The 22,143-nt window shown below is 66.2% G+C and carries 22 protein-coding genes; 16 read left to right on the top strand and 6 right to left on the bottom strand.

Annotated elements, in window-relative coordinates:
• The first annotated feature begins 19 nt into the window (after positions 1-19).
• From G3545_RS25015 to G3545_RS24985, 7 genes are all read left to right on the top strand, one after another.
• Entirely contained in the window at positions 20-1,333 is a 1,314-nt protein-coding gene (locus G3545_RS25015; protein WP_170018272.1) for a cytosine deaminase, read from the top strand.
• Positions 1,334-1,441: 108 nt separating this feature from the next.
• Positions 1,442-2,857, top strand: coding sequence for an FAD-binding oxidoreductase (locus G3545_RS25010; protein ID WP_170016750.1), 1,416 nt, complete (start codon positions 1,442-1,444; stop codon positions 2,855-2,857).
• On the top strand, positions 2,857-3,489 hold the full coding sequence (locus tag G3545_RS25005) for an NAD(P)H-dependent oxidoreductase (RefSeq protein WP_170016748.1): 633 nt from the start codon (positions 2,857-2,859) through the stop codon (positions 3,487-3,489). The genes G3545_RS25010 and G3545_RS25005 overlap by 1 nt, the downstream gene beginning before the upstream one ends.
• Positions 3,490-3,744: 255 nt before the next feature.
• Entirely contained in the window at positions 3,745-4,251 is a 507-nt protein-coding gene (locus G3545_RS25000) for a MarR family transcriptional regulator (RefSeq protein ID WP_170016746.1), read from the top strand.
• A 219-nt stretch (positions 4,252-4,470) separates the two neighbouring features.
• Positions 4,471-5,415: a DMT family transporter gene (locus G3545_RS24995; RefSeq protein ID WP_246702563.1), complete on the top strand. Its 945-nt coding sequence runs from the start codon at positions 4,471-4,473 to the stop codon at positions 5,413-5,415.
• Positions 5,416-5,476: 61 nt separating this feature from the next.
• A complete protein-coding gene (locus G3545_RS24990) occupies positions 5,477-6,463 on the top strand; it encodes a 2-hydroxyacid dehydrogenase (RefSeq protein WP_170016742.1) in 987 nt (328 codons plus the stop codon).
• A 70-nt stretch (positions 6,464-6,533) separates the two neighbouring features.
• Entirely contained in the window at positions 6,534-7,280 is a 747-nt protein-coding gene (locus G3545_RS24985) for a protease inhibitor Inh/omp19 family protein (protein WP_170016740.1), read from the top strand.
• Here the strand turns inward: G3545_RS24985 and G3545_RS24980 are convergent.
• From G3545_RS24980 to G3545_RS24970, 3 genes are read right to left on the bottom strand one after another with little or no spacing between them, the layout of a single operon-like run.
• Complete coding sequence (locus tag G3545_RS24980) at positions 7,277-8,002, bottom strand: SDR family oxidoreductase (protein WP_170016738.1); 726 nt, start codon at positions 8,000-8,002, stop codon at positions 7,277-7,279. The genes G3545_RS24985 and G3545_RS24980 overlap by 4 nt on opposite strands.
• A gap of 3 nt (positions 8,003-8,005) precedes the next feature.
• Complete coding sequence (locus G3545_RS24975; RefSeq protein WP_170016737.1) at positions 8,006-8,914, bottom strand: NAD(P)-dependent oxidoreductase; 909 nt, start codon at positions 8,912-8,914, stop codon at positions 8,006-8,008.
• Positions 8,915-8,920: 6 nt separating this feature from the next.
• Entirely contained in the window at positions 8,921-9,736 is an 816-nt protein-coding gene (locus tag G3545_RS24970) for an alpha/beta fold hydrolase (protein ID WP_170016735.1), read from the bottom strand.
• Between the two features lie 407 nt (positions 9,737-10,143).
• Between G3545_RS24970 and G3545_RS24965 the strand changes: the two genes are divergently transcribed.
• The 9 genes from G3545_RS24965 (at position 10,144) to G3545_RS24925 (ending at position 18,647) form a co-directional block, all read left to right on the top strand.
• A complete protein-coding gene (locus G3545_RS24965; RefSeq protein WP_170016733.1) occupies positions 10,144-11,097 on the top strand; it encodes a cyclase family protein in 954 nt (317 codons plus the stop codon).
• Between the two features lie 71 nt (positions 11,098-11,168).
• Positions 11,169-12,101, top strand: a complete 933-nt coding sequence (locus G3545_RS24960; RefSeq protein ID WP_170016731.1) for a 3-keto-5-aminohexanoate cleavage protein — start codon at positions 11,169-11,171, stop codon at positions 12,099-12,101.
• Positions 12,102-12,260: 159 nt separating this feature from the next.
• Positions 12,261-13,271, top strand: coding sequence for a Gfo/Idh/MocA family oxidoreductase (locus G3545_RS24955; protein WP_170016729.1), 1,011 nt, complete (start codon positions 12,261-12,263; stop codon positions 13,269-13,271).
• A 9-nt stretch (positions 13,272-13,280) separates the two neighbouring features.
• Positions 13,281-14,039, top strand: coding sequence for an SDR family oxidoreductase (locus tag G3545_RS24950; RefSeq protein WP_170016727.1), 759 nt, complete (start codon positions 13,281-13,283; stop codon positions 14,037-14,039).
• 363 nt (positions 14,040-14,402) lie between these two features.
• Entirely contained in the window at positions 14,403-15,431 is a 1,029-nt protein-coding gene (locus tag G3545_RS24945) for an ABC transporter substrate-binding protein (protein WP_170016725.1), read from the top strand.
• A 2-nt stretch (positions 15,432-15,433) separates the two neighbouring features.
• Entirely contained in the window at positions 15,434-16,258 is an 825-nt protein-coding gene (locus G3545_RS24940; protein ID WP_246702562.1) for an ABC transporter ATP-binding protein, read from the top strand.
• Complete coding sequence (locus tag G3545_RS24935; RefSeq protein WP_170016722.1) at positions 16,258-17,073, top strand: ABC transporter permease; 816 nt, start codon at positions 16,258-16,260, stop codon at positions 17,071-17,073. Before G3545_RS24940 ends, G3545_RS24935 begins: the two co-directional genes overlap by 1 nt.
• Positions 17,070-17,909 carry an ABC transporter permease gene (locus G3545_RS24930; RefSeq protein ID WP_170016720.1) on the top strand — a complete coding sequence of 280 codons (840 nt, stop codon included), beginning with the start codon at positions 17,070-17,072 and terminating at the stop codon, positions 17,907-17,909. Before G3545_RS24935 ends, G3545_RS24930 begins: the two co-directional genes overlap by 4 nt.
• An 18-nt stretch (positions 17,910-17,927) precedes the next feature.
• Complete coding sequence (locus G3545_RS24925; protein ID WP_170016719.1) at positions 17,928-18,647, top strand: hypothetical protein; 720 nt, start codon at positions 17,928-17,930, stop codon at positions 18,645-18,647.
• Between the two features lie 127 nt (positions 18,648-18,774).
• Here the strand turns inward: G3545_RS24925 and G3545_RS24920 are convergent, their stop codons facing one another.
• The 3 genes from G3545_RS24920 to G3545_RS24910 all read right to left on the bottom strand — a co-directional run bounded on the left by G3545_RS24920 (position 18,775) and on the right by G3545_RS24910 (position 21,979).
• Positions 18,775-19,650, bottom strand: coding sequence for a polysaccharide deacetylase family protein (locus G3545_RS24920; protein ID WP_170016717.1), 876 nt, complete (start codon positions 19,648-19,650; stop codon positions 18,775-18,777).
• A gap of 84 nt (positions 19,651-19,734) precedes the next feature.
• Positions 19,735-20,826 carry an amidohydrolase family protein gene (locus G3545_RS24915; protein ID WP_170016715.1) on the bottom strand — a complete coding sequence of 364 codons (1,092 nt, stop codon included), beginning with the start codon at positions 20,824-20,826 and terminating at the stop codon, positions 19,735-19,737.
• 97 nt (positions 20,827-20,923) lie between these two features.
• Positions 20,924-21,979 carry an ABC transporter substrate-binding protein gene (locus G3545_RS24910; RefSeq protein ID WP_170016713.1) on the bottom strand — a complete coding sequence of 352 codons (1,056 nt, stop codon included), beginning with the start codon at positions 21,977-21,979 and terminating at the stop codon, positions 20,924-20,926.
• Positions 21,980-22,143 lie beyond the last annotated feature (164 nt).

The following is a 22,143-nucleotide window of genomic DNA, read 5'->3' as shown; positions in this document are numbered from 1 at the left end:
CAGCGTGCCCCCCGAACCCATTATCGACCTCTCCGCGCCACCCGCCTTCTTCGTGCTCGCCGATGCACGGGCGCCGTCCTGCCTGGTGCCCGGTATATACGGCCAACCAGACCGCGAGGGGCTGGTGGCAATCGACATCGTCGTCACCCATGGCGGCATTGCCGAGGTGCATCCCGCCGGCACGCCGGATCCGATGCCGCGCGTCGAGCTCGGCGGCCGGCTGGTGCTGCCAGGCCTCGTCGACGCCCACACCCATCTCGACAAGGGCTTCATCTGGCCGCGAGCGCGCAATCCGGACGGCACCTTCGCCGGCGCCTTGCGCACCTCCGATGCCGACCGCGAGGCAAACTGGACCAGCGAGGACGTCCGCCGCCGCATGGATTTCGGCCTGCGTTGTGCCTATGCGCACGGTACGGTGGCGATCCGCACCCATCTCGATTCCATCGGCAAGCAGACCGCCATTTCCTGGCCGGTGTTTGCGCAAGCCCGCGCGCAATGGGCCGACCGCATCGCGCTGCAGGCGGTAAGCCTCACCACCATCGACCACGTGCTCGACGACGCCGAATTTCAGCCGATGCTCGATGCGGTTGCCTCCACCGGCAGCATCCTCGGTGCCGTCACCTATATGACGCCGAGCCTCGATGCCGGGCTGGAGCGGGTGTTCGACGCCGCCGAGCGCCTCGGTCTCGACCTCGACTTCCATGTCGACGAGACGGCAGACCCGACCGCCCGATCCCTGCGCCGCATCGCCGAAGTTGCCAATCGGCGCCGGTTCGAAGGCCGCATCATGGTCGGCCATTGCTGCTCGCTGGCACGCCAGGACGAGGCGGAGATCGACCGCACGCTCGACGAGATGGCCACCACCCGCATCTCCGTCGTCTCATTGCCGATGTGCAACATGTACCTGCAGGATCGCGTGCCGGGCCGAACCCCACGGTGGCGCGGCGTCACGCTGCTGCACGAGATGAAGGCCCGCGGCATCCCGGTCATGGTCGCCAATGACAATGCGCGCGACGCCTTCCATGCGTATGGCGACCTCGACCTGGTCGAGACCTATCGCGAGGCGACCCGCATCCTGCATCTCGACCATCCGGTGGGCGACTGGCCGCGCATCGTCACCAGCACCCCGGCCGACGTGATGGGCTATAACAGCCTCGGCCTGATCGCCCCCGGCCGGCGCGCCGATCTCCTGCTGTTCCGCGCCCGCAGCCTCAACGAATTCCTCGCCCGCCCGCAATCCGACCGCATCGTGCTGCGCGGCGGGCGCGCCATCGACACCACGCCCCCCGACTATGCCGAGCTCGACGACCTGATGGAGCCGCGGAATGTTTAGCCCCCAACCGGCCCTCATCCCCAGGCTTGACCCGGGGATCCAGACTTCGACCGGGTGCATGCGGATGGGCTGGATCCCCGGGTCAAGCCCGGGGACGAGGGTGAAGCAATGAGCGCCCGCTACGACATCGCGGCGCTGCGCGCCAGGCTGGACGGCATTCGGTTCGAGGACAATCCCGCGCTCATTCGGCAGAAGAGCCGCGACTTCTACTGGTACTCGCCGACGTTGAAGCGCCAGCTCGACGACGTTTCCGCCGACATCGTCGCCTTTGCCAGGAGCGAAGCCGACGTCGTGCGCATCCTCGCGGCATGCTTCGCGCTCGGTATTCCGGTGACGCCGCGCGGCTCCGGCACCGGCAATTACGGCCAGGCCATGCCGCTCGCCGGCGGCGTGGTGCTGGACCTTTCCGGCATGGATCAGGTGCTTGAGATCGGTCAGGGTTTCGTGCGCGCCGAAGCCGGTGCCGTGCTGGCGAAGATCGATGAGGCGACCCGCACCGATAGCCGGCAGGAATTGCGGCTCTCGCCTTCCACCTACAATACCGCCTCGATAGGCGGCTTCATTGCCGGCGGCTCCGGCGGCATCGGCTCCATCACCTGGGGCGGATTGCGCGATCTCGGCAACATCATCCGCCTGCGCGTCGTCACCATGGAGGCGAGCCCGCGCGTGCTCGACCTCACCGGTGAGGACCTGCAGAAGGTTTCCCACGCCTACGGCACCAACGGCATCATCACCGAGGCAACGGTGCCGCTCGGCCCGGCCTATGAGTGGATCGAGGCGATCATCGGCTTCGACGACTTCGGCCGCGCGAGCGCCTATGGCAATGCACTCGGCGAGCATGATGCCATCCTCAAGAAACTGGTCTCTGTGATCGCCGCGCCGATCCCGCAGGACTATTTCCTGCGCCACCGTAAATATGTGCCGGCGGGAAAGCATGTGGCACTCATCATGGTGGCGCCGTTCGCCCGCGATGCATTCGCCGCCTTCAACGCACGCTTTGGCGGCGAGACGCTGTTCCGCTCCGACCTCGCCACGGCCGACGAGATGAAGGGCCTGCCGCCGGTCTATGAATTGTCGTGGAACCACAGCACGCTGCGCGCACTGCGCGTCGATCCGTCGATCACCTATCTCCAGGTGCTCTATCCCTTCCCCGATCAGCTCGATCTCGTTGCCCGCATCCATGAGCGGTTTGGCGCCGAACTGCCGGCGCATCTCGAATTCGTGCGCTTCGACGGCAAGGTGACGTGCTTCGGCCTGCCGCTGGTGCGTTTCACCACCGAGCAGCGGCTCGCAGAGATCATTGCCATCCATGAGGAAATGGGCGCGCCGATCTTCAACCCGCACCGCTATACGCTCGAGGAAGGCGGCATGAAGCAGACCGATGCCATACAACTCGCCTTCAAGCGCGAGGCCGACCCGAACGGCCTGCTCAACCCCGGCAAGATGATCGCCTGGGAGCATCCGGATTTCGATTTCGAAACCGGGCGGACCTATCTGTTTCCCGGCCTTTCGGGTGGCCGTTGATGCGCGCGCTCGTGGTTTATTGCCATCCGGTTCCCGAGAGCTTCAATGCCGCAGTGCGTGACGCCGCGATCCGCGGCCTCACCAATGCCGGCTATGAGATCGATCTGCTCGACCTCTATGCCGAGGGTTTCGACCCGGTGATGTCGGCGGAGGATCGCCGCAATTATCACACGCCAGAACTCAACCGCCTTCACGTCGCCGATCATCTCGAACGGGTGAAGCGCGCCGACGCGCTGGTGTTGGTGTATCCGACCTGGTGGTACAGCCAGCCGGCCATGCTCAAGGGCTGGATCGACCGCGTGCTCGTGCCGCACGAGACCTTCGGCATGCCCGGCACGCTGCGCGGGCTCGACCGCAGGCTGACCAATATCCGTCTGCTGGCGGCGGTGACGACGCTGGGCTGCCCGTGGTTCTGGTGGCTATGGATCGGCCAGCCTGGTCGGCGTATCCTGTTCGCCGGCATTGGCGAGATCATCCATGCGAAGGCGCGCCGGCTGTGGCTCGGCCTGCATTCCATGGATACGGCAAGCGCGGCGGCCCGCGCCGCTTTTCTGGTTCGGGTGGAACGGCGTTTCGCCGGCTTAACAAATATCGGGGCGGATTCGGTTCAGACGGCATCAACGGAGCAATGAGAAATACCCCTGGAATCAAGGCGCTGAAGCAGGACCGACCGCTCCGGCCGCAGGCAGAGGTAATCTTTGACGGCGAAGCGATTTACAGTCATCTTCCGGTTGTCGTCAGCCGAATAAATACCCGGAGCGCTTTCCGTTCGGATAACATCCGAACGACAGGAAAGTGCTCTGGCTTTACGAGGTGGAGCATATCCTGATCGCAGAAGTGGCTTCATCTTTGCCGGATATGCTCTGGGTCGGACGGGGGAATCGGCCATGAAAGAAGGTTTCGACAAGACCATCGGTCACAGGCTGCATCATGCGGCCCGGCTGCAGCGTGCGCTTGCCGCACGCCATCTCGCCGAACTGGGGCTGTTCCCCGGCCAGGAGACGGTGCTGAAGCTTCTCCTGGAGGATGACGGCCGCACCATGACCGAGCTGGCGAGCGCGCTCCGCGTGCGCCCGCCCACCGCGTCGAAGACCGTCGGCCGCCTCTCTGCGCAGGGGCTGCTCGCCCGCCGCGCAGCCGGCGGCGAAGGCGATGGCCGGCTGGTCCGGGTGTTCCTCACCGATGAAGGCCGCACGCGTGCAGCGGCGATCGACGGTGTCTGGGACAAGATCGAGGACACGATGGGCGACGGCCTCGACGGCAAGGAGCGCAAGCGCCTGCGCAAGCTGCTGCGCCGCATCGAGAAGAACCTCGCCGCCAAGCTCGGCACCAAGCTCGGTACTGCCGACACCGACGCCGAGGACGAAGCCGAGGCAGCCGAAGAGATCGCGTGACGGCTCTTCTGCCGATTTCGTCATCCCGGCCGGAGCCCGCAGGGCGGAGAGCCGGCATCGCTCACCAGTGTTTGCGCGATCCCGGATCGGCCTTCGGCCGTCCGGGATGACGTCCCGCTGGAAGGCGTCCCTCGAAAGGCCGGCTCGCCCGCTCGCGGGCGATGCTTTATAGCGAAGGCCCGCATGCCTTTCCGGCAGTGCCTTCCGGATTGCTTACCCGTGAATCAACCGTCCACCGCCGCCGCCGGCCACAGCCTGTCGGACGCAGCTGATCCAAAGGTACGCCTTGCCGGCATCGGACTGATGTGCGCGGCACTCTTCTTCTTCGCCGTGCTCGACGCCACCGCCAAATGGCTCACCGACAGCATCAGCGCGGCCGAGATCGTCTGGGTGCGCTACACCGGGCAGTTCGTGCTGACCTGTTTCGTCGTCAATCCCTGGACCATGCCCGGCGTGTGGCGCACCTCGCGGCCCTGGCTGCACATTGTGCGCTCGCTGTTCCTGTTCGGCATTACCTTCGCCAACTTCGTCGCGCTGCGCTATCTCCAGCTCGACCAGACCATATCGATCACCTTCTCGATGCCGTTCTTCGTGGCGCTGCTTGCCGGCCCGATACTCGGCGAATGGATCGGTCTGCGGCGCTGGATTGCGACCATGGTCGGCTTTGCCGGCATATTGGTCATCGTCCAGCCGAGTGCGGCAGGCGTGCATCCGGCGATGCTGGCCTCACTCGCCGCCGCGCTGTGCTACGCGCTCTACAACATCACCACGCGCCTGCTCGCGGCCACCGAGTCCACCGCGACGCTGATGTTCTATTCCTCGGCGATCGGCACCTTGCTCAGCACCTTGCCGCTGCCCTGGTTCTGGACCGCGCCGACGGAAGCCTCGGTCATCATCAACATGGCGCTGACCGGCCTTTATGGCGGCGCTGGCCATCTGTTGCTGGTGCTTGCCCACCGCCGGGCGCCGGCGGCGGTGCTGGCGCCGTTCCTCTATATGCAGATCATCTGGATGGTGCTGTTCGGGTGGCTGTTGTTTGCCCAGGTGCCAAGCCACTGGACACTGATCGGCGCCGCCATCGTGGTCGCCTCCGGCCTTTATCTCATCAACCGCGAGCGCACGCTCCACGCCGACAAGGCGATCGAAGCGACGGTAACCGAATAATCACCCTTGCAAGCGTCGCCGGATTTCGCGACCTATATGCATTCTTGATTAGGGGATCGGCATGGCAGGCGACGCAGACCGGATCGAACTTCTCCAGACCGGCCCGATGATGCCGATGATCGAGGCACAGCTCGCGAACCGGTTCCTCGTCCATCGGCTCGATGCGGACGACGCCGAAGCCGTGCTGAATGAGGCTGGCCCACGCATCCGTGCGGTCGCCACCGGCGTCGGGGCGACCGGCAACGGCAAGTACCGGGTGACGCGCGAATTGCTGGCGCGGCTGCCCAAGGCCGAGATCGTCGCCAATTTCGGCGTCGGCTATGACGCGGTGGACGTCGTGGCGGCGGCCGAGCGCAGCATCGTCGTCACCAATACGCCCGGCGTGCTCGACGACGACGTCGCCGATCTCACCGTCGCGCTGCTGCTCGCCACCATCCGCCAATTGCCGCAGGCCGAGCGCCATCTGCGCGCCGGCAAGTGGCTGCAGGGCGGCTTCCCCCTCACCGCAACACTGCGCGACCGTACCATCGGCATCATCGGCATGGGCCGCATCGGCAAGGCGATCGGCCGCCGCCTGGTCGGCTTCGGCCGCCCGATCGCCTATCACAGCCGGCGCCCCGCCCATGACGTGCCCTATCGCTATTATGGCGACTTGCTGGAAATGGCGCGCGAGGTCGACGTGTTGATCGCCATCGTTCCCGGCGGCGCCGAGACCCAGCACATGATCAATGAGGAAGTGCTCGCCGCGCTCGGCCCGACCGGCATCCTCATCAATGTCGCCCGGGGCTCTGTTGTCGACGAGGAAGCGCTGATCCGGGCGCTGGCGAACGGCACCATCGCGGCGGCCGGCCTCGACGTCTATGAGAACGAGCCCCGCGTGCCGGATGCATTGATCGCCATGGAGAATGTCGTGCTGCTGCCGCATGTCGCCTCGGCGACGCATCTGACGCGGCGCGCCATGGGCCAGCTCGTGGTCGACAATCTCGTCGCCTGGGCGGAAGGGCGCCCGCCGCTGACGCCGGTGCCGGAGACACCGTTGCGCGGGTGAGTGCGTGACCGTTCGCAACCGCGGTGCTAGCTTCCCTCCCGTTTCGAACGAGCGGAGCCGCGGCCCGACAATGCGTCCGATTGCCCTGATCGCTGCCGCCGTCACCGCAGCCCTGGCCCTGCTTGCCGCAGCACCCGTGCAGGCACAGGACAAGCCGGACCCGACCCAGCTCGCCGCGGCCTATCAACTCGCCAATGCCGATGGCGACCGCGTCTGTGCCATGACGCTGAAACCGGACGCTGCGGGCGCGGCCTTTGCCGTCAGCTTCGACAAGGCCGCCTGCGCCGACGCCATCGCCTTCACCGGCGACGTCACCGCCTGGACTCCGGGCCCCGGCGATTCCATCCGGCTGCTGGGCGCCAAGGGCGTGCTGATTGCCGAGTTTACCGAAGGCGTCGGCGGCAATTGGGAAGCGCTACGCGAGGGCGACGGCGTCTATTTCCTGACCAATCCGAGCCTGGCCGATCCCGCCAAGCAGGCGCAGCCTGCGGATTTGTTCGGCAGCTGGAACGCCGCGCGCACCGCCGGCAAGCCGGTCTGCCGCATGGAGTTCAAGCAGGACGTGACCGACGATGGCGGCTACCAGCTGGCGCTGGCGCCGGACTGCGACGCCGGGATCGTCCGCTTCGGCCCGGTAAGCTGGCGGTTGGAGCGCGGCGACCTGGTGCTGGCCTCCGCCAAGGGCGAGACGCTTCGCTTCGCGCTGCAGGAGGAAGGCGGCTGGGCCAAGGTTCCCGAAAGCAACCGCCCGCTGCTGCTGACCAGGACCGACGCCCCGCCCGAGGATCCGGCGCCTTCCGTTGGGACGGGTCCTTAGCGCGCCGTCCAGCCGCCATCGATGCGCAGGCTGTCGCCGGTGACGAAGCGTGCTGCCGGCGAGGCGAGGAACACGATGGCCTGCGCGATGTCCTCCGGGACCGGGAGCGCGCCCAGCGGCACCATGTCATAGACGAAGCGCCGGAATTCCTCGTCGCGGAACATGCCCTCGGTCATCGGCGTGACGACGAAGGTCGGCGCCACCGAGACCACGCGGATACCGCGTGGCGCCAGTTCCACCGCCATCGCCTTGGTCAGCCCTTCGACCGCGTGCTTGGTCATGCAATAGACGGTGCGCTTGGGCGAGCCGACATGGCCCATCTGCGAGGACATGTTGATGATGACGCCGCCGGACTGCATCGCCCGCGCCGCGGCACGGGCGACCTTGTAGACCGAGCGGATATTGAGGTCGATCATCCAGTCGAGCGTCTCGTCATCGACATCGACCATCAGCTTCGGGCGGTTGCCCCCGGCATTGTTGACCAGGATGGCGAGGTCTCCCATCGCCTCGATCTGCGCATGGAAAGCGGGATCGAGCACATCCGCCGCCAGCGGCGTCACCGCGCCGCCCGCCTCGTCGGCCAGCGATTCGAGGTCGGCCAGCGTGCGCGATACCGCCACCACCTGCGCGCCGGCCTCGGCCAGCGCCAGCGCGGCAGCACGCCCGATGCCGCGCCCGGCCCCGGTGACGAGCGCCTTCTTGCCTGCGAGCACGCCCGCCATCGCTCAGTCCTCACTCTCGCGCGGCGTGGTCATGCCTTTCAGCACCGCGAACAGCGAGGCGGTGTCCTGCTTGCCGCGCCCTTCCGCCAGGGCGGCGAAATAGAAAGGCAGGCTCGCCGCCATCAGCGGGGTGGGCGAGCGCATCTCGCGAGCGAAATCGATGATGAGTTCGAGATCCTTGACATAGATGTCGTGCTTCATCGTCGCCGGCTCGTAGCGGCCTTCGATCATCAAGGGCGCGCGCACCTCGAACATGCGCGAATTGCCGGCCCCGGAGCGGATCGCCTCGAACACCATGTTGAGATCGAGCCCGGCGCGCTCGGCGAGCAGCAGCGCCTCCGCAGTCGACAGATTGTGGATGGTGACCAGAAGGTTGGCGATGTATTTCAGCTTCATGCCAGTGCCGAAGGCGCCCGCATACCGCACATCGCGGGCGAAGCCCTTGAACGCCGTTTCCACCTTGCGGAACGCCGCCTCGTCACCGCTGGCATAGACCGCGAGGTCGCGCACCGCGGCCTGCGCCCCGGTGCCGCTGACCGGACAGTCCAGCACCTCGACGCCGACCGCCGCCAGCGCGGTGCGGCAGGCCTCCTTCGCCTCCAGCGGCAGCGTGCCCATCTCGCAGACCACCGCACCGGCGCGGATTCCGGCGACGAGTTCCGCGGTGACCTTCTCCAGCGCCTTCACCGAGGGCAGCGCGAGCAGGATGATATCGGCCGCCTTCGCCACCTCGCGGGCCGAGGCCGCGAGCGTGCCGCCGCGCGATTTGAGGTCGTCGAGCGCCGGCTGCGCCACGTCGGTGCCGACGATGGCGAAACCGGCTTCAAGGAGGTTCTTCGCATAGGCCGAGCCCATGATGCCCAGGCCGACGATGCCGACGGTCCGCGCTCGCTTGTCGTCTTCAGCCGTCACGTGTTTTCACTCCGCAGGTCGGGGATTGGCGAGGAAGTTCGTCACCACCGCATCGAAGGCGGCGACGTCCTCCATATTGGCGATATGCGCCACGTCGGGGAGGATTTCGAATTGCGCGCCCGGGGTTGCCGCCGCCATGGCGCGCATCGCCTCCTGCGGGGCGCCGGTGTCGAGCGCGCCGACAATGTAGAGCGTCTCCGGCTCCAGCTGCGGCAGGCGGCGCAGATAATCGAGACCCTTCAGTGCCTCGGCGCAGCCGATATAGCCGACCGGCGAGGTGGCGAGTACCATGCGGGCGGCGCGATCGGCGATGTGCGGGCGATGCTCACGCGTCGCCGGGGTGAACCAGCGCTCCATGGTGCCGGCGAGCACGCTGCCCATGCCGCCGGCGGAGACCGCGGCGATACGCTGCTCCCAGCCGGCGACGAACGGTGCTGGCGCATCGGCGCGGGCATCGGCGCAGATCAGCCGGTCGACGCGCTCGGGATGATCGAGGCCGAGGCCGAGCGCGGTCATGCCGCCGAGCGAGAGGCCGAGAATGTCGGCGCGGCCCACCTTGAAATGGTCCATCACCGCGACGAGGTCGCCGACCAGCAGGTCGAAGCTGTACGGCCCCGCCGGCGCCGAGGATTTGCCGTGGCCGCGGGTGTCGTAGCGCAGCATGCGATGGGTGCGGGTCAGCGTCGGCACCTGGTCGTCCCACATGGTGAGATCGGCCGCCAGCGAGTTGGAGAGCACCAGCCAGGGCAGATGCTCCGGGCCGTCGACGCGCACATGGATGTCGGCGTCGCCGGCCCGGACGATGTCGCTCGCCCCGCTCATGCCACCGCCCCGCAAGCCCGTTGCGTGAAGAAGCCTGATTGCATTGCCGCCCTCCTGAGCCGTGTCGTCACGATTGCGCGAGACGCTAGCTGGGCGGCAGGCGCGGGCAGAAACCATAAGAACTGATGTCGGCAATCAGGAATGTTGATCGGCAACCGGGAGTGGGATTCCACGTTTATCGGCCCTCTCGGCGAACGGGACGGATTGACAAGGCGGCGAAGCTCGCCGACATTTATCGGACGATAAACAATCATCCGCAAGATGAAACATCGTCGGCAAACGGCGGTGCGGGAGGACTGAAGTGACGCCGGTTCCGGTCGCCTCTGCGCGACGCGGAGCAGTGCCGGCGTGCGCCCTCTCGCCCTGCCATCGCCCGAACTCACACAGTGAAACGGCAGGGAGATCCCATGGACATCAAGGTCGGCAGGGCCGCCATCGAAGAAGCCTCGAAGAAGCTTTCCAATTGGGGGCGCTGGGGCGAGGACGACCATAGCGGCACCCTCAATCACGTGACGCCGCAGGACGTGGTCGAGGCCGCCAGGCTGGTGAAGAAGGGCAAGGTGTTCGCGCTCGGCATCCCGCTCGATCGCGACGGGCCGCAGAACGGCCTGTTCGGCGGCCGCTTCAACCCGATCCACCAGATGCTCGCCACCGGCACCGACGCCATCTCCGGCCAGCAGGACTGGAACAAGATCCGCTACGCCGACGATACGCTGAACCTGTGCGTGCAGGGCGCCACCCACTGGGACGCGCTCGGTCATGTCTTCTATGAGGACAAGGCCTACAATGGCCATGACGCCAAGCTGATCGACTCGCGCGGCCTCTCGGTGCTCGGCATCGAGCATTCCAAGTCGAAGATGAGCGGGCGCGGCGTGCTTCTCGACATTGCCCGCTACCGCGGCGTCGACTGGCTGCAGGACGGCGAGAGCATTTCCAATGAGGAGCTCGACGCCTGCGCGAAGAAGCAGGGCGTGGAGATCCGCAAGGCGGACTTCGTCATCATCCGCACCGGCCAGATGGAACGCTGCCTCAAGGAGGGCGAGTGGGGCGGCTATGCCGGCGGCGACGCGCCCGGCGTGAAGTTCGAGAATTGCTACTGGTGCCAGGAAAAGCAGGTCGCCGCGATCTGCTCCGACACCTGGGGTGTCGAGGTGCGGCCGAACGAGACCGACGAGGCCAACCAGCCCTGGCACTGGGTGGTGATCCCGGCGATGGGACTGTGCATGGGCGAGATCTTCTATGTGAAGGAACTCGCCGAAGACTGCGCCGCCGATGGCGTCTATGAATTCTTCTTCTGCGGCCCGCCGCTCATCATCACCGGCGGCACCGGCTCGCCGATCAATCCGCAGGCCTTCAAATAGCGCCAGCCACACTCTTGCGGCGGCGGATCCACCGCCGCCGTTTCCCTGTCCTGATTATATCGGAGAGAGCCATGGCCGCCGCCCGAAAGGTCATTGTCACCTGCGCCTGCACGGGCGCGATCCATACCCCGTCAATGTCGCCGCATCTGCCGATCACGCCGGACCAGATCATCGCCGACGCGGTCGGCGCAGCGGAGGCCGGCGCGGCGATCCTGCATCTGCACGCCCGCAATCCGGAAACCGGCAAGCCCGACCAGACGCCCGAGGCGTTCGGCCGCTTCCTGCCGCAGATCAAGCAGCAGACCAACGCCGCCATCAACATCACCACCGGCGGCAGCCCCTACATGAAGGTCGAGGAGCGCGTGCTCCCCGCTGCGACCTACAAGCCGGAAGTCGCCTCGCTCAACATGGGCTCGATCAATTTCGGCCTCTACCATCTGCTCGACCGCTACAAGGACTTCAAGTTCGAGTGGGAGCGCCAGCATCTCGAAGCCACGCGCGACCTTGTCTTCCGCAACTCGTTCAAGGACATCGAGTATATTCTTGAGACCTGCTACGATAATGGCACGCGTTTCGAGTTCGAGTGCTACGACATCGCGCATCTCTATAATCTCAAACACTTTCTCGACCGCGGGCTGGTGAAGCCGCCGCTGTTCGTGCAGTCGGTGTTCGGCATTCTCGGCGGCATCGGCACGCATCCCGAAGACATCATCCACATGAAGCGCACCGCCGACCGGCTGTTCGGCGACAAGTATCGCTGGTCGGTGCTGGGTGCCGGCGCCTCGCAGCTGCGCATCGCCGCCATGGCCGCCTCGATGGGCGCCAATGTGCGCGTCGGGCTGGAAGATTCGCTCTGGCTTGGCCCGGGCCAGCTCGCCACTTCCTCCGGCGACCAGGTGCGCAAGGCGCGGCAGATCCTCGAAGGCATGGGGCTGGAGCTCGCGTCGCCGGACGAGGCGCGCGAGATCCTAGAGCTCAAGGGTCCGGACAAGGTGGCGTTCTGATATTGCGGGCCTGCGTGCTTCGAGGCCGCCCTGCGGGCGGCACCTCAGCATGACGTTGGTTCTATCCTCCGGGAGAGCCACGTCATCCTGAGGTGCGAGCGGCAAGCGAGCCTCGAAGGATGCCCACCGCAGAACGCACTTACTTGCTGGAGAACATGCATGCTGAACGCCGCGATCGTGGGAATGGGCTGGTGGGGGCGCACGCTGGTCGATTCCGTCCAGGGCAAGAGCGCCGACATACGCTTCACCGCCGGCGCCACCCGCACCCGCGAGAAGGCGGCGGAGTATGCGGAGAAGGCCGGCATCGCGTTGTTCGACAGCTATGAGGCGGTGCTGGCCGACACGTCGATCGATGCGGTGGTGCTGGCCACCCCGCATCTCGACCACGCCAGCCAGGTCGAAGCGGCGGCGCTCGCCGGCAAGGATGTCTTCGTCGAGAAGCCCTTCACCATGACGAAGGAAAGCGCGGAGGCCGCGGTGCGTGCGGTCGAGGCCGCAGGCGTCACGCTCGGCCTTGGCCATAATCGCCGCTTCCATCCGAACATGACGCGGCTGCGCGACATGGTGCGCGAGGGCGAACTCGGCACCATCCTCCATGTCGAGACGGTGATGAGCGGACCGAGCGGGCTGTTCCTGCCCAAGGGCATCTGGCGCACCGATCCGGAACAGTCACCCGCCGGCGGCATGACCGGCATGGGCATCCATCTGGTCGACGCCATGATCGACCTGTTCGGCGAGATCGAGACGGTCGCCTGCCAGAGCGTCAGCCGCGCCGCGCCGTCCGGCCTGCACGACACCACCTCGGTGCTGCTGCGCTTCCGCTCCGGCGCCACCGGCTCGCTGCTCACCATGAATGCGACGACGCCGACCTATCGCTTCGCTGCCTATGGCTCGAAGGGCGTCGCCGAGATCAGCAAGCCGTCGCTGGCGAGCTTCCTGTTCCAGCCTGCTCCCGATGGGCCGGTCTCGGCCAAACCGGTGCCGAAGCCGCTGGTGAGCTTCGAGGTGACCGACGCCGACACGGTGCGCGCCGAACTCGAAGCCTTTGCCCGCGCCACTGATGACGGAGCGCCCTACCCGATTTCCCATAGCGAGATGATCCACGGCGTGGCGGTGTTCGAGGCGATCGTCGCCGCCGTCGGCCAGGATCGCTTCATCCCTATCAATTGAGGACCGAGCATGAGCGAGACCGCGCGTAAAACCATGATCGTCACCGGCGGCTCGAAGGGCATCGGCGCCTCCATCTGCCGGGCCGCGGCAGCCGCCGGCTATAATGTCGCGCTCACCTACAAGGGCGACCTTGAGGGCGCCAGGGCGGTGGCCGGCGAGGTCGAGGCGGCGGGCGGCAAGGCGCTCATCGTCAATGGCGACGTCGCCCTCGAGGCCGACATCATCAGGCTGTTCGAGGAGGTGGACAGCACCTTCGGCGCACCCGACGTGCTGGTGAACAATGCCGGCGTGGTCGGCCCGCTCGGCCGCCTCGAACAGGTAAGCGCGCAGACGCTCAATGACGTCCTCGCCATCAATGTCACCGGCAGTTTTCTCTGCTGCCGCGAGGCGGTGAAGCGCATGTCGACCAAGCGTGGCGGACGCGGCGGCGTCATCGTCAACATGTCCTCGCGCGCCGCGGAACTCGGCGGCGCCGGCGAGTGGATCCACTACGCCGCCACCAAGGGCGCGGTCGACAGCCTGACCTTCGGCCTCGGCCGCGAGGTCGCCGGCGAAGGTATCCGCGTCAATGCGGTGGCGCCCGGCCTCATTGCCACCAACCTCCACGCCGCCGCCGGCGCCCCGGACCGGCTGGCGCGCCTCGGCCCCAACGTACCGATGGGACGGCCCGGCGAACCGGAGGAAGTGGCCGAGGTGGTGCTCTGGCTCGCCTCCCCGGCGGCCGCCTATGTGACCTCCGCCGTAGTGCCGGTCTCCGGCGGTCGGTGAGCGGCGGGGTCGGCACCACCTCCGTTCACGAAGATTTGGGACCGGAATCGCAGGTGGTGCGCAAGTCGCGCGCCGCCTGCATTCGTGCGTCTGCAAACTTGTCGGAAGACGATGTCGCGGTGCTTTCCTGCTCTATTCGAAAGAGTTGCGTTTCGTCTTTCCATCGTTGACATGATCGAAAATCTACAGGATTATCTACCGATAAATAAGCTACCGACGTCGCCCGGAAACCGGTGACGATCGGCGTATACCGACCGGCAGTGCCACCGCGACCGCAGTGGGAAGGCGGCGGAACCGCCCGGCGGACGCACCCAAAACAAGAAGCATCCCGGCAAGATCCGGGAGCGATGGGAGACGACGACCATGGCGAGAATAACGGGCGCAATTGCGTTCGCGGCGGCGCTTGCCGCGCTGACCTTCACCACCGCGGCCCCCGATGTGGCGAAGGCCGACCCGGTCAAGATCCGGATCGGCTGGTCCACCATGCCGGGCCACATGATCCCGGTGCTCTACTCCAAGCCGGAGATCCTCAAGCATTACGGCAAGAGCTACACGGTGGAGCCGATCCGCTTCCGCGGCTCCTCCCCGCAGATCGCGGCGATGGCGGCGGGCGAGATCGACATGGCCGCGTTCGGCGCGCTGACGCTGGCGCTCGCGGTGAACAATGCGCGGATCGACGCCAAGGTGGTGGCCGACATCATCCAGGACGGCGTCGGCGACTCGCATTCCGAGACCTTCATGGTGCGCGCCGATTCCGGCATCACCAAGCTGGAGGACATGAAGGGCAAGCGGATCGGCACCAATGCCATCGGCTCGGCCTCCGACACCGCGATCCGCGCCATGTTCCGCTCCAAGGGCATGCAGGACAAGCGCGACTTCACCATGGTGGAGGTCGCCTTCCCCAACATTCCGGCCATGCTCGACGAGGGCAAGATCGACCTCGGCACCGTGCTGCAGCCGATGTCCGGCCAGATGCTCGCCAGCGGCAAGTACAAGGTGCTGTTCACCTCGAAGGACGCCATCGGCCCGTCCGAGCTGGTCTTCCTCACCGCGAACGGCAAGTTCCTCGACGCCAACCGCGCTGCGCTGATGGATTTCTTCGAGGACCACATACGCGCCGTGCGCTGGTTTACCGATCCGAAGAACCATGACGAGGCGGTGAAGATCGTCGCCAACTTCATGCAGCAGCCGCCGGAGACGCTGTCCTACCTGTTCTCCAAGGACGACTATTACCGTGATCCCTTCATGGTGCCGAACCTCAAGACGCTGCAGGATAATATCAACCTCACCGTCGATCTCGGCCTGGCGCCGAAGGGCATCACCATCGACCCGAACTATGTCGACCTTTCCTTCGTGAAGGAGGCCCAGCGTCGCATCGAGGCCGGTCAATGATGATGGCTGCTCCCAAGTTGAAGCCCGCCCTCGAGGCCGCTCCCGGCGGCATCTCCATCAATGATGTGTCCCACACCTATGGTGGTCGCGCCACGCAGGGCGTGCTGGCGCTCGATCGCATCAATCTCGACATCCGCGATTGCGAGTTCCACGCGCTGCTCGGCCCGTCGGGATGCGGCAAGAGCACGCTGCTCTATCTCATTGGCGGCTTCATCCCGGTGCAGCAGGGTCAGATCATCACCGAGAAGGGCCCGGTCTTCGCACCGGGCCCGGATCGCAGCATCGTGTTCCAGAACTTCGCGCTGTTTCCCTGGAAGACGGTGAAGGACAATGTGCTCTACGGCCTGAAGAAGGCCGGCTTCAACGCCGCGGAGCGGGAAAAGCGGGCACAGGACTATATCGACATGGTCCATCTCACCGGCTTCGAGAACTCCTACCCCTCGCAGCTGTCCGGCGGCATGCAGCAACGCGCTGCCATTGCACGCACGCTCGCCATCGACCCGCGCATCCTCTTGATGGACGAGCCGTTCGGCGCGCTCGACGCGCAGACCCGGCGCGTCATGCAGGAAGAGCTGCGCGCGATCTGGCGGCGTACCCGCAAGACCGTGGTGTTCGTCACCCATGACGTGCAGGAGGCGGTGTTCCTCGCCGACCGCATCTCCATCATGAGCGCACGCCCCGGCCGCATCCAGCACATCATCGATGTCGACCTGCCGAAGGACCGCGGTGAGGAAATCCTCGAGGACCAACGCTTTATCCAGCTGAGCGAGCAGATCTGGCGGCTGGTGCGCGAACAGGCGGTGGCGGCGACGCGGGGGGCACACTGATGGCGGATGCGGTCATCACCCCTTCGCGCGGTGGCGGCACCAGCGGCGGCAACGGCGCGCTGTTCGGCCTCCTGAACGTGGCGCTGCGCTTCTCGCCGATCCTCGTCCTGTGCGTGCTGTGGGAGTTCCTCGGGCTGTCCGGCCTCGTCGCCAAGCAGATGCTGCCCGGCCTCGGCGAGATCGGCTCCGAATTCTTCCGCATGCTGTTCACCGGCGACCTGCTCTACAACACCGCGCGCTCGATCAGCCGCGCCGCGGCCGGGCTCGGCTGCGCCATCGTAGTCGGGATGCTGATCGGCCTGTTGATGGCGACGTTCCGTTCGGTGCGGCTGCTGCTCAACCCGATCGTGCAGATCTTCTACCCGATGCCGAAATCGGCGCTGATCCCGGTGGTGATGATCTGGCTCGGCCTCGGCGATTCCTCGAAAATCCTGCTGATCTTCCTCGGCTGCCTGCTGCCGGTGGTGGTCGGCACTTACAACGGCGCCCGCGGCGTGAACCCGTTCCTGCTGTGGTCCGCCGCCAGCCTCGGTGCCTCGCGCATCGAGGTGCTGCGCGAGGTGGTGCTGCCGGCGGCGATGCCGGACATCCTCAGCGGCTGCCGCACCGCGCTCGCCTTCTCCTTCATCCTGATGGTGAGTTCGGAGTTCGTCATTGCCACCGACGGCGTCGGCTACATGATCTCCTCGCTCGGCGATGGCGGTCTCTATCCCGGCATGTTCGCGGTGATCTTCTTCGTCGCCGCCATCGGCTTCGCGGCGGATCGCGGCTATGCGGTGCTGGTGCGCAGGCTGCTGCGCTGGAGAGAGGCATGATGCAGATGGCCGAGGCCCACCCGCTCGCGCACACGCCCGAGCAGAAGACCCCGCCGCCGCGCCGGCACATCTCGCCCAAGCTGGTCGACACCGGCGTGCAGATCGGGGTCATCGTTGCGCTGGCGGCGATCTGGGAGTTCGGCGCCCGCTATGGCGCGATCAACCCGTTCCTGCTGCCGCCGCTCTCCACCGTGCTGGAACGGCTCGGCGACGACGTCGCCACCGGCGCCGTCTTCATCGATCTTGGGCTGACGCTCTATCGCGCGCTGCTCGGCTTCTTTATCGGCGCCGTGGTCGGCATCCCGGTCGGCATCCTGATGGCGCGCTCGGCGCTGGTCCGCTGGTTCTTCGATCCACTGGTCTCCATCGGCTTCCCGATGCCGAAGATCGCCTTCCTCCCGATCTTCATCCTGTGGTTCGACATCTACGACACCTCGAAGATCATCATGGTGGCGTTCGCCTGCTTCTTCCCCATCGTCTCGGCGACCTATGCCGGCTGCATGGGCATCGACAAATGGCCGATCTGGTCGGCCCGCTCGATGGGCGCCAGGGACCGCGAATTGCTGTGGGAGGTCTACCTGCCCATGGCCATGCCGCAGATCCTGACCGGCCTCCAGGTGGCCCTGCCGACCGGCATGATCACCACCATCGTCACCGAGATGCTGATGGGCGGGCGCGGTATCGGCGGCACCATGATCATGGCCGGGCGCTTTGCCGATTCCGTCGGCGTGTTCGCCGGCATCGTCGAGATCATCATTCTCGGCTTCATCGTGGTAAAGAGCCTGGAACTGGTGCGCCGCCGCCTGCTGATCTGGCACCCGGAATCGCGGCGCTGAATCTGGCAGGCAGAGACCATGCGGACGAGCATTCCCGGCGCGACGCCGATTCCCTATGGCATCGACGCTGCGTCGCTCGCCCGCATCCTGCCCGGAGCTGGCGAGGCTCCGGCCGGCTTGCCGGTAGCCGTCGTCCGTCCAGGTGAGATGCTGCGCATCAACAATGCCGGGCTCGATCTACCGGCTCCCGGCATCGGCGAGCCCGATATGTCCGTGGCCGAGCGCGTCGCCGCTCATCTGACGCGCCTCGCCGGGGCGTGGAACGCGCCGGCGGCCCGTTTCATCGAGCGCTATTTCGCCTTCCTCGACCGGCAGATCGAGACTCATCGAAGCGAGTTGGTGGCCAGGCTCGCGCCGTTCGACGGCCTGTTCGCGCCGGAGGATTTCATCCATTCAGCCCCGCTGCCGCTGCCGCGCGCCTGCCTGTTCGCGCCGGTGGAGGCACATGGCGGAGAGCCAACGCCGGCGGATTATATGCAGGTCGATTTCGCCTTCTGGCTTGGGGCCGCGCCTGTCGCCCTCCTGGCCGCCCCCTCCCCGCTCACACCCGGCGCGGCGCGGCGGCGCGACGAGCGGCTGGCGGCGGCGGGGGTGACGGTCTTCGCCTGTGGCGCGACGGACTTGGCCGATGCAGAGTTCGGGCTGTTCGCGCGTGTCCTTCGCGAGCAAGGATGCCGGTTCTGGGAGGGCGAGGCTTTGCCCTCCGCCCCGGGGACGCGGGGACTGCCGGAATTTTGAAGCTCATCTGCGTGAGCATCCTTCGAGGCCGCCTGCGGCGGCACCTCAGGATGACGTGGTTAAAGGCGACGTCATCCTGAGGCGCGAGCGCAGCGAGCCTCGAAGGATACCCGCACAGCGCGCCCCCTCACCCCGCCATCGCCTCGCGATACCAGTCGGCGATCTCCTCGCCGGTCATCACCGCGGTCTTCTCCCGCGCCAGCACGTAATCCAGCAACTCCTCGAAATAGCGGATGCGGTGCGGCACGCCGGTCAGGTACGGGTGCGTGCTGATCGCCATCACCCTGGCGTTCTCCGCGCCCTCCTCCCACAGCCGGTCGAACTGGTCGATGGAGCGCCGCTTGAAGCCGTCCGACGGCTGGTGCTGCACGGCATGAACCACGATGTCGTTGGTCTCTACCGTATAGGGTACCGAGAGGATCGGGCCGTGCCGGGTGGCAAGCTCAAGCGGCAGGTCGTCGATCACCCAGTTGGCGACATAGCCGATGCCGGCCTCCTTCAGCAGGTCCAGCGTCTCCTCATTCTCGGTGAGGCCCGGGCTTTCCCAGCCTGGCGGAATCTTGCCGGTGAAGGCGCGGATGGTGTCCACCGTGTCGAAGATCGCCTTTCGCTGGTCTTCCAGATGATGCATCGGCCGCTGCACGAAGCCGTGGCCCATGAACTCCCAGCCGGCATCGCGCGCGGCCCCGGCGACGCGCTCATACGAGTTGATGACATTTCCATTGACCGCAAACGTGGCGCGGATGCCGCGCTTCTCCAGCGCGCTCAGGATGCGCCAGAAGCCGACCCGCATGCCGTATTCGTGCCAGGCCCAGTTCGGCAGGTCCGGCATCAAGGGCTGGCTCATCGGCGCCGGGAGCACGGTGCGCGGCTGCGGCCGCTCGATCGACCATTCCTCGACATTGACGATCACCCACACGGCGAGGCGGGCGTCGTTCGGCAGATGCAGTCTCGGCCGGTCCACGAACGCCTGATAGGGCGCGCGGTCGCTCAATTTGCTCATGATGCTGTCCGGGCATGTCACATGAAGAACGAACGGGCGGAGCTCATCGCCCCGCCCGGATAGGCTCGCTTATTTATCGTCCGATCACAAGCCCAGCAGCGCCTTCGCGGTGCCGCCCGCGATCTTGGCGCGGACTTCGTCAGAGAAGCCCTCGACGCTCAGCACATGGCCTACGGGGTCGTACTCGGCCATGTCGAACGGATAGTCGGTGCCGAGCACGATTTTGTCCGCTCCATAGGTCTCGACCAGGTATTTGAGCTGGTGCGGGGTGAACACCACGGTGTCGAAATAGACCCGGCGCAGATATTCGCTCGGCGGGCGCGGCAGGCTGCCATTGGAATCCTTGCGCGCGCCCCAGGCATGGTCGATGCGCCCGGAATAGGCGGGCAGGAAGCCGCCGCCATGCACCGCCAGCAGCTTCAGTTTCGGGTGCCGCTCCAGCACGCCGTCGAAGATGAGGTAGTGCAACGCCACCGTGGTCTCTAGCGGATTGCCGATGACATTGCTGAAATAGAAGCGGGTGAAGCGCTCGCCGCCGGTGAAGCCGTTGGGATGAATCATGATCAGCGCGCCGAGCTCCTCGGCCTTGGCGAAGACCGGCTCGAACTCGGGCGAAGACAGTTCGCGCCCGTCGACATTGGTGAGAAGCTGCACGCCCTTGAGGCCGAGCTCCTTCACCGCGCGCTCCAGTTCGCTGACGGCGGATGCGGGATCATGCAAGGCGACGGTGCCGAGCCCGGCGAGGCGATCGGGGCGCTTCGCCACGAAGGCGGCGACGCCGTCATTCACCATGCGCGAGGCGGGTACCGCGTATTCGGGATCGACCGTGTAGTAGCACTGGAACGGCGGCGGCGCGACGACCTGAATGTCGATGCCGAGCTTGTCGAGCACCTTCATGCGGTCGTCGATGTCGACCATCGCAGTGGCGCGATCCTGGTCCTGGCGCTGATTGACGGCGCGGGTTTCCTCGTTCGAGTACTTCGCCATCGCGATGGTGCTGACATCGAGATGCGGCTGGATGAATGCCGCCGCCTCCGGCACGCCGACATGGGCGTGGATGTCCACCGTCGTGGTGTTCAGCCGCGCCGGGCTCAGTGCGGGCGGGCGGGCCGAGGTCGGCCCATAGCGGTTCACATTGCCGCCGAGCGTCTCGGTATCGATGATGCTGTGGTCCATGAATGCGTCCTTGAACTGAGCGTCCTCGCAAGCGTCCTGCAGAAGGGCCGGCGGCGCGGGAGACCAGCGCCGCCGGCCGTCGATCACATGTCGCCGATCACATGTTCTTGGCTTTCCAGGCGGCGACGTCGGCCTTGACCTTGTCACGCGAGAAGTCGTTCGCCGGTCCGATGATCGAGGCGTCGAGGAAGGTCGCCGGATCGATCTCCGCCTTCAGCTCGCCGATCTTCACCAGCGGCGGCTGCACGGCCTTCCACACCTCCGGCTGCAGATCGCCGAGCTTCTTGGTGGTGGAATAGGCGAGCTCGATCGAGGCGTTGAGGAATTCCTGGCCGAAGGCGTCGTTCGGCCACTCTTCCGGCACCGCCTTCTTGCACATGGCGGCAAGCACGCCAGGGTCGATCTTGGCGACCTCCATGCCCTTGGAATAAGCGCGGAAGAAGCCTTCCATCGTCTTGCGCAGCTCATCCATCCGCGCAGCCGACACCACGAAGGAATTGGCCGGCTGCTCGGCCACTTCCGGCGGGGTGATGAGGCGGATCTTCATGCCGGCGGCCTGCAGCGACAGCCAGTCCGGCGTCGCGCCGGCGATCGCCGCCACGGTGCCGTTCTTCATGGCGGTGGCCTGCGTCGGGCCGGCATCACCCACCACCACCGTCTTCACATCCGAGATCGGAATGTTCTTGGTGTTGAGCGCGACGGTGAGGGTGACGAGGTCGCGGTCGCTGACGAGGCCGACGGTCTTGCCCTTCAGGTCGGCCACCGATTGCGCCGGGCTGTCGGCGAGCACGGCGATGCCTTCCGGTGCCTTCTGGTGGGCTTCATAGATGGTCTTGATCTTGATGCCGGCCTGCACCGCCTGGAAGGTCTGCGGCGCGTCGAGCATGGCGAGCTCGGCCTGGCCGTTCTGCACGAAGGCGACATAGGGAACCGTGGTCGAGGACGGCAGCAGATTGACCTCGATGCCCTCGTCCTTGAAATAGCCGAGCGCCTCGCCGGCGACGATCGGATAGAAATTCGCCGAGCGCGGCAGCGGCATGATGACATTGACGGTGCGCAGCTTCTGCGCCCCGGCCTCGGTGATGCCAGCGGGCAGCATCAGTGCCGCCAGCGCCACCGTGGCGAGACCGGCTGATAGTTTGCCAGCAATCATTTTAGATCCCTTCAACATGGCAAGTTCCTCCCATCGGCGCTTTGCGCGCCGTTTCATTGGACGTGGAATGTCAGGGTCGTCAGTCTGCGTGGCGGTCCCCAAACCCTTCCTTCGGATGAGCCATCCGAAGGAAGCGACTTTGGTTGCTGGAGCATGTTCTTCTC

Source organism: Starkeya sp. ORNL1 (genome assembly GCF_012971745.1).
In the GTDB taxonomy this organism is placed as follows: domain Bacteria; phylum Pseudomonadota; class Alphaproteobacteria; order Rhizobiales; family Xanthobacteraceae; genus Ancylobacter.
This window is presented reverse-complemented; position numbering and strand designations above follow the sequence as displayed.

Coding starts and splice junctions, on each gene's coding strand:
- G3545_RS25010 (WP_170016750.1), top strand. CDS start 1,442: ATGAGCGCCCGCTACGACATCGCGGCGCTGCGCGCCAGGCTGGACGGC.
- G3545_RS25005 (WP_170016748.1), top strand. CDS start 2,857: ATGCGCGCGCTCGTGGTTTATTGCCATCCGGTTCCCGAGAGCTTCAAT.
- G3545_RS25000 (WP_170016746.1), top strand. CDS start 3,745: ATGAAAGAAGGTTTCGACAAGACCATCGGTCACAGGCTGCATCATGCG.
- G3545_RS24990 (WP_170016742.1), top strand. CDS start 5,477: ATGGCAGGCGACGCAGACCGGATCGAACTTCTCCAGACCGGCCCGATG.
- G3545_RS24985 (WP_170016740.1), top strand. CDS start 6,534: ATGCGTCCGATTGCCCTGATCGCTGCCGCCGTCACCGCAGCCCTGGCC.
- G3545_RS24980 (WP_170016738.1), bottom strand. CDS start 8,002: ATGGCGGGCGTGCTCGCAGGCAAGAAGGCGCTCGTCACCGGGGCCGGG.
- G3545_RS24970 (WP_170016735.1), bottom strand. CDS start 9,736: ATGAGCGGGGCGAGCGACATCGTCCGGGCCGGCGACGCCGACATCCAT.
- G3545_RS24965 (WP_170016733.1), top strand. CDS start 10,144: ATGGACATCAAGGTCGGCAGGGCCGCCATCGAAGAAGCCTCGAAGAAG.
- G3545_RS24960 (WP_170016731.1), top strand. CDS start 11,169: ATGGCCGCCGCCCGAAAGGTCATTGTCACCTGCGCCTGCACGGGCGCG.
- G3545_RS24955 (WP_170016729.1), top strand. CDS start 12,261: ATGCTGAACGCCGCGATCGTGGGAATGGGCTGGTGGGGGCGCACGCTG.
- G3545_RS24950 (WP_170016727.1), top strand. CDS start 13,281: ATGAGCGAGACCGCGCGTAAAACCATGATCGTCACCGGCGGCTCGAAG.
- G3545_RS24945 (WP_170016725.1), top strand. CDS start 14,403: ATGGCGAGAATAACGGGCGCAATTGCGTTCGCGGCGGCGCTTGCCGCG.
- G3545_RS24940 (WP_246702562.1), top strand. CDS start 15,434: ATGGCTGCTCCCAAGTTGAAGCCCGCCCTCGAGGCCGCTCCCGGCGGC.
- G3545_RS24935 (WP_170016722.1), top strand. CDS start 16,258: ATGGCGGATGCGGTCATCACCCCTTCGCGCGGTGGCGGCACCAGCGGC.
- G3545_RS24930 (WP_170016720.1), top strand. CDS start 17,070: ATGATGCAGATGGCCGAGGCCCACCCGCTCGCGCACACGCCCGAGCAG.
- G3545_RS24925 (WP_170016719.1), top strand. CDS start 17,928: ATGCGGACGAGCATTCCCGGCGCGACGCCGATTCCCTATGGCATCGAC.
- G3545_RS24920 (WP_170016717.1), bottom strand. CDS start 19,650: ATGAGCAAATTGAGCGACCGCGCGCCCTATCAGGCGTTCGTGGACCGG.
- G3545_RS24915 (WP_170016715.1), bottom strand. CDS start 20,826: ATGGACCACAGCATCATCGATACCGAGACGCTCGGCGGCAATGTGAAC.
- G3545_RS24910 (WP_170016713.1), bottom strand. CDS start 21,979: ATGATTGCTGGCAAACTATCAGCCGGTCTCGCCACGGTGGCGCTGGCG.